Raw genomic sequence first — 6,867 nt, forward strand, 5'->3', positions numbered from 1 at the left:
TATCGGTGGATAAGTCAGCACAAATCTCTACACATAAAAAAGCCCCCATCAACACATGATGAGGGCTTAATGTTATCTCTTAGCAATGAGGTTTACAGACTTAGCCCCGGCGCCAGATTAGCAGGCATCGTGACCTGCTCTGTCTCAAGACTGGCCACCGGATATGAACAGTAATCAGCCGCATAATAGGCACTGGCCCGGTGGTTGCCACTGGCGCCAATGCCGCCAAAAGGTGCCGCACTACTGGCGCCTGTCAGTTGTTTGTTCCAGTTCACAATGCCGGCACGGATGCGGCTGTAAAAACGATCAAACTTGTCACGATTGTCGCTCAACAGCCCGGCGGAGAGTCCGAAACGGGTACGGTTGGCCAGCGCGATCGCCTCATCAAAACTGTCATAGCGAATCAGCTGCAATAGAGGACCGAAGTACTCTTCATCCGGTAGTTCTTCAATGGTGGTCACATCAATTAAGCCCGGTGATAACAGTCCCGTGCCTTCTTCCAGCTTACGGACTTCCGTCAACACCTTGCCACCCAGCGCTACCAGACTCGCCTGTGCGGTGAGAATACCGTCTGCCGCCTGCTCCGAAATCAGCGATCCCATAAACGGCTGTGGATCATCATGCTGGCGTCCGACCTGAATCTTGCCAATCGCAGCTACCAGCGCATCAACAAACCGGTCTCCGGTTTCGCCTTTCGGCACATACAGACGACGGGCACAGGTGCAACGCTGGCCTGCAGTAATATAGGCCGACTGAATCGTGTCGTGTACGGCAGCACGCTGGTCGGCGACTTCATCCACAATCAGTGGATTATTGCCGCCCATTTCCAGCGCCAGGATCTTGCCGGGATGGCCGCCAAACTGCTGATGAATCAGCTCGCCGGTTCGGGAACTGCCGGTGAAGAACAGGCCATCAATATCGGGGTGCTGTGCCAGCGCCATACCGGTCTCTTTTTCGCCCTGTACCAGGTTGAGCACACCGGCAGGCAGGCCGGCTTCTTCCCATAAGGCGACCATTTTCTCGGCAACGGCCGGCGTCAGTTCACTGGGCTTGAATACGATGGTATTGCCAGCCAGCAAAGCAGGCACAATATGTCCATTCGGCAGATGGCCGGGGAAGTTGTAAGGACCAAATACCGCAACAACACCGTGAGGTTTGTGCCGTACAAACGCCTTGGCGCCGGGAGCCTCGTTTTCACGAATACCGGTCCGGTCATGATAAGCCGTCACCGAAATACCGATCTTACCCTTCATGGCGCCGACTTCCGTTCGGCTTTCCCAGATCGGTTTACCGGTTTCATTGGCGATCGTCTGCGCCAGTAATTCACCATCACGGTCTAGCAATTCGCCATAGCGCTTAACGATCGCTTCACGACCGGCAAACCCCAAATCGGCCCATGTAAGGGTCGCAGCACGCGCAGCATCAACCGCATCAGCAACCTGACCTGCATCTGCCGCATACCCTTCCCAGACGGCGCTGCCTTCCGCCGGGTTCAGTGAGGCAAATGCCTGCCCATTGCCTTCCAGCCAGCAACCGTTAATAAAGAGAGAAGCTGTCATAAATACTCCCTGATATGCGTAAAAATTAAACCGCCCGGTGTGGCAACAGGTGAACCACCCGCAAGGTGTCGCCTTCATCAACCCGTAATGCGTCGGCTTGTTCGCCGGTCACACATACGATGTTATTGCCGCAGAAAGCCACCTTGCTCATGGCGCAGCGGTAGTCGTGGAATTTGGTATTGGCCAACAGCCAGGGCTCACCATGAGGTTCGCGCTCATCATCGACGTGGACTTTGAAGTAGCGGCTTTCACGCACCAGGCGGATATCCTGTATACGCGCTTCCATCAGTGGACCGGCATCAAAGATCGCCACACAACCGCTGTAACGCATGCCTTCACTTTCCAGCAGTTTGCGTGCGGGTGTGGTGGCATCATGGGTCAGGCCAACCACCTGCTGTGCCTCTTCCGGCAACAGGTTGAGATAAATGGGATGGCGGGGCATCAGCTCGGCAACAAACACCTTGCTGCGTGCCGTCGCCTGATCGGCATGGGCAAAATCCACAGAGAAGAAATGACGGCCCAGCGCCTCCCAGAAGGGTGAAACCCCATTCTCATCGCTGTAGCCCCGCATCTCGGCAATCACCCCTTCAGAGAACCGGCGCGGGAACTCCGCCATAAACAGAAAGCGGGACTTGGACAACAGGTGTCCGTTACGGCTGTGGCGATACTCAGGCAACAGGAACAGGGTACACAGTTCCGAATAGCCGGTATGGTCATTACACAGGGTCAGCGTTTCGACCTTGTTGTAGACGCCCAGCTCCCGGGATGAATGCACCTGGGTATTGACCCGGTAGTTGTACCATGGATCACTCATGCCAACGGCGGATTCGATGGCGCAGATACCTGCCACCTTGCCGTTGGTCGTATCTTCCAGGACAAACAGGTAGAGCGCTTCCTCCAGCGCCACCGGTGAATCAAAGCTCTCCAAGGCCCACTGCAGCTTGGCCAGCACACGCTCTTCATCCGGCTGCAGCGAGGTAAACCCGACCCCTGTCTTGTGAGCCATATCCCAGAGGGCATCCCAGTCACTTGCCTTGATCGGCCGAATTACCATCATAGAGATTACCTCACTCCTGACCTTTGTTATCCGGGAACCTGACCGGTTCCTCTATCTGTCATTATCATTACGCTAATACCACCATCAGAGACATACGGCACAAGCTGTTCAGTGTTCCGGTGTCACGGTAAAAACGCGGTTCACAGTTGGGTTGCGGTTGCAACCTGGGAAAACGAAACCTTCCTGGCAGGATCATAGGCCCCGGGAAGTGGGGCCTGGCGCCTGGTTAACGTCCGGTGACGTTAGTACTTTCAAAAATCTTGTCTGCCGATGCCGCCACAAACCCCTGGTAGAGGGTTCCGTCCGGCAAGGGGTAGCGCAGGGCAAACTCATAAAAACAGCTGGGGATTTCCACGGTGCGATCACTGAAGTCGACAGCAATGCGATTCGCCATGGTCGATGACTGTTCCAGGAACACGTCCGGTGAGCCTTTGATCAGACCACCACTGTCATTCAGGGAAAAGCCTTCATCCAGCAGCAACTGGTTCAATGCCTCAAGGCAGTCGTGTGACTGCAGGTGATTCACCGACACAGTAAAGTGGTTGGGTCGGTAACCAAAGGCCGACATCCAGGCGGCGTATTCACTTTCCCCCAGCAACTGGCTGTAGGTTGCAAAGGGAATGTCCCAATGCCGGCCGGAATAACAGAAAATATCCTTGCCCAGGTCCCGGGCATCCACCTGATCGACCAGGCTGTTAATAATTGCCTGAGCCTCCTCCGACAATTCTTCTACCAGCAATTCACTGATAAAAACTTTCGGCAATTCAGGATCTTCATGTTCAAAATGCTTGGCAACCAGTTTCTTGGTATCGAACCGGTAGTCGCCTTTCGGCTGGTAACCGGCCTCAAGAAACGGGCGCGCAATCTTGTCGAGGCAAACCTTGTCATTGTTGAAGGTGCGCAAGGCAATATGGTCATTGATGACCACACCATTATTCAAACCCGCAAACAGGTCATGAATTCTGCGGGCATCCGGATTCAGGGTCAGGTAATCCTCCCACATGGCGTTAAGTAACGAATCAATCCTGCGCTCAGTCATGACAATGGTCTCCTGTTCTTTTGAGGGTGCCAGCACATTGCTTATTGTTATCGGCCGCCACCTGCAACACCGGATCACCGGCAGATACCCGCAGGGCATCCGCCTGCCCCGCACTCAGCGACACCTTGCCGGCGTCAGCCGTCGCCTGCAGGCAACGAAAATCCAGCAACCCGGCATTACAGACCAGGTGCGTTGCTTCAGTATCATGGGTGTCCGTAATGTCCGCTTCAGCCATGTCAGCTTCGCGCAATGTCCGCAGCTGGCCCAGCCTTGCCTCCAGCTGTGGACCGGCATCGAAGATATCCACATGGTCTGCAAACTCAAAGCCTTCATCTTCCAGCAAACGCAGGACATCGCGCCGTTCTGGATGGACACATCCAATGGCGCCGCGGGCTTCCTCACTGAGCAACGGCATGTAAACCGGATACTTCGGCATCATGTCCGCAATAAAGCTACGCGCCTTGATACCTGCCAGATAAACGGCCCGATCCAACGCCATACTGAAGAAATGTCGTCCCAGGCATTCCCAGAACGGTGACCGCCCCTGCTGGTCACGCACCCCCTGCAGTTCCACCATGATCCGGGAACCAAACCAGGCGCGATGAACCGCAATAAACAGCAAACGTGCACGGCTCAACAGTTCCAGTTTTTCAAACGTACGGTGCTCAGGCGTCAGGTACAGTGAACACAGGTTCGCTGACCCGGTATATTCGTGACAAAGCCGGAGCGCCTCCACCCGGCTGTGCATCTGCAGCTCATCCGAGGCATGTACAATGTCGTCTATGCGGTAACTGTAGAACGGATACCGGAGGCCGACCGCCGCATTGATGCCGGCCACGCCACAGATCTCACCGGTTTCCGTATCCTCCAGGACGAAATGGCAGCTTTCGGTCGACAGCTGCCGGGTATCCGACAGGGTTCGCCGGGTGATGGCAATGATTTCCGCCAGGTGGTCCCGGTTAGCAGGCAGGGTCGACATGGAACCACCGGCCATCACCGCCAGCCGCTCCAGGTTATGCAGATCGCCAAAGACTACAGGACGCACCAACAGCATAGATTTACTCCGGCCGGTTGACGGCTTTCAGCCAGCGAATATCCTCACTGGCCGCCAGTTTCATCAGCATCAACGCACTCAGCTTGGCGCGGGGTACCAGGCTGTCGACCAGCAGGTATTCATCCGCACTGTGGATCTTGCCACCCTGGACGCCCAGGGTATCAATATTCGGAATGCCCGCCGCGGCCAGATTGTTGCCGTCACAGCACCCCCCCGTCGGCAACCATTCAATGTGCATGTTCAGCTCTGCACCACATTCACGAGCCAGGGCTAACAGGCGCTCATTGGCCGGCGTCAGAATCTTGGGTTTACGGCCAAAGCCTCCGTGCAGCGCCAGACTCATGCCATCCCGCGCATTGATCGCTGCCACAATGGGCTCAATCTGGCTGAAGCACCAGGCTTCATCTTCAGGTTGCTCAATACGGATGTTGAACCGGAAGACACAGGTATCAGGCACCACATTAACAGCACCGCCCCCGTGGATATAACCCGGGTTAATGGTGACCCCTTCACGCTGCCCATTCAGATCATCCAGTGCGCTGACAAAGTCACTCATGGCACGAATGGCGTTACGGCCCAGATGATGTTCACGCCCGGCATGGGCGGCACGCCCCTGGCAGACCACCGCAAAATTACCGCTGCCTTTACGTTGCCCCGCAAGATTGCCATCCGGAAAACTGGGTTCGTAAATCATGCCCAGATCACAGCGGGAGGCAGCTTCGCGGATCAATGCCGCCGAACCGGGCGAACCAATTTCTTCATCCGGATTAAACAGGATTTCCCAGCCTATCTTTCCTGCCCAGGGGCTGCGCTCGAGTGTTTCGAGCGCGCGGATCATCACCAGCAGACCGCCCTTGAGATCGGTGACGCCAGGACCATTCAGTGTATTGTCATCCAGCCAACGGACGGACTGGAACGGATGATCCACCGCAAAGACCGTATCCATATGGCCACAGAAAAACACCCGCAGCGGCGCATCCGGATGTTTGCTGATTCTCAGCGCTTTGCCCAGCTCATGATGAATCACTTCACCGGCGTCGTTGACCTGCTCCCAGGGGGCAACGTCGATGACTTCCTGTGTTCCGCCTAACGCCTGGGTCAGACCTTCGAGTACATGACGTACACGATTGACGCCCTCTGTATTAAGGGTGCCGGAATTGATTTCTGCCAGCCGGATGGTCTCCGCCAGCATGCTCTCCTGCTGGCCATCAAGCCACTCCAGCCAGGGGGTAAACTGCGATTGACTGTTCATGGAATTCACTGTCGGCTGTTGATTATGATTGTGACCGGACCGTGGATTTCTGGTTCTTGTGACAGGTGTTGCCTGTGTCCGGGTCGGTTGGTGCAGCGCGATATTCTCTTTGTTACCTGCATTCTACGGAGGGGAGAGCTACGGGTTCTGTTGTTATTGCGACAGCTAGTTTCGCAATAAAGACATTTGGTAGGGATTTCCACGTAGCCACACCCAGAACGCGACATCTGGCTAGCCACTAAATTGCCTGATATGTCATATGGAACTAACAGAATTTGTTACCAATACCTTTTCACATTAATTGTCAAACTCATGGTGGAGCAATCATCCAGAATTTAAAAAGGACTTTTTCAATGCAAATTGAGCACAAAAGAGACAGACATTTTATGGATTTCCTGCGTGCTCACTTGCCAAGCACACTGGAATCGCCCGCTACAAAGCCCACCTTTGCCGCTAACGTTAAGGTAGACATTGTTGATAATCAGACTCTCAGCACACCATTATCTCCCGCGCCTTCCAGTAATGTAGCATCGAAAACCATCAGCGATTTTGAACAGGTATTGCAACTGCTTGATGAAAACAGGTATGACCAGATCAGATTGAAGCAAGAGGAAGAGGAGCATGTTGATTCACTGAAATCCCCCCGATTTCAGCACTACGGCTATGACGGAAATACATACGTTAGTGATGAAGGTGTTGTTGACACCGAAGGAAAAGGGGTCAAATGTGCACGCCATTTCGCAAAAGGAGAAAAAGTCGGTGACTACGAAGGTGAACTTGTATACAGAATCCCTGACCACCTTGATCATTCACGACCTAAAAAATACCTGATTACCACTGTGGCTCAGCCAGCTTGAGAAGCCTTGCTGGCATGGGGCAGGTTCGCGCAGCCATGTAACCCAGCCT

Annotated in this window: 6 protein-coding genes; 1 reads left to right on the forward strand and 5 read right to left on the reverse strand. The window is 54.5% G+C overall.

Features of this window, described 5'->3' with window-relative positions; all coding sequences use genetic code 11:
• Positions 1 to 92 precede the first annotated feature (92 nt).
• From astD to ABD892_RS10035, 5 genes are all read right to left on the reverse strand, one after another.
• On the reverse strand, positions 93 to 1,559 hold the full coding sequence (gene astD / locus ABD892_RS10015; protein ID WP_345195477.1) for a succinylglutamate-semialdehyde dehydrogenase: 1,467 nt from the start codon (positions 1,557 to 1,559) through the stop codon (positions 93 to 95).
• Between the two features lie 25 nt (positions 1,560 to 1,584).
• Positions 1,585 to 2,616, reverse strand: coding sequence for an arginine N-succinyltransferase (gene astA, locus ABD892_RS10020; protein WP_345195478.1), 1,032 nt, complete (start codon positions 2,614 to 2,616; stop codon positions 1,585 to 1,587).
• Between the two features lie 226 nt (positions 2,617 to 2,842).
• Entirely contained in the window at positions 2,843 to 3,655 is an 813-nt protein-coding gene (locus tag ABD892_RS10025; protein ID WP_345195480.1) for a DUF1338 domain-containing protein, read from the reverse strand.
• Complete coding sequence (locus ABD892_RS10030; protein ID WP_345195481.1) at positions 3,648 to 4,709, reverse strand: arginine N-succinyltransferase; 1,062 nt, start codon at positions 4,707 to 4,709, stop codon at positions 3,648 to 3,650. Before ABD892_RS10030 ends, ABD892_RS10025 begins: the two co-directional genes overlap by 8 nt.
• A 4-nt stretch (positions 4,710 to 4,713) precedes the next feature.
• Complete coding sequence (locus ABD892_RS10035; RefSeq protein ID WP_345195482.1) at positions 4,714 to 5,961, reverse strand: hydrolase; 1,248 nt, start codon at positions 5,959 to 5,961, stop codon at positions 4,714 to 4,716.
• Between the two features lie 353 nt (positions 5,962 to 6,314).
• Here ABD892_RS10035 and ABD892_RS10040 point away from each other — a divergent pair, with 353 nt between their 5' ends.
• A complete protein-coding gene (locus tag ABD892_RS10040) occupies positions 6,315 to 6,818 on the forward strand; it encodes an SET domain-containing protein (protein WP_345195483.1) in 504 nt (167 codons plus the stop codon).
• The last annotated feature ends 49 nt before the right edge of the window (positions 6,819 to 6,867 follow it).

It is taken from the genome of Kistimonas scapharcae (assembly GCF_039540975.1).
Lineage (GTDB): Bacteria > Pseudomonadota > Gammaproteobacteria > Pseudomonadales > Endozoicomonadaceae > Kistimonas > Kistimonas scapharcae.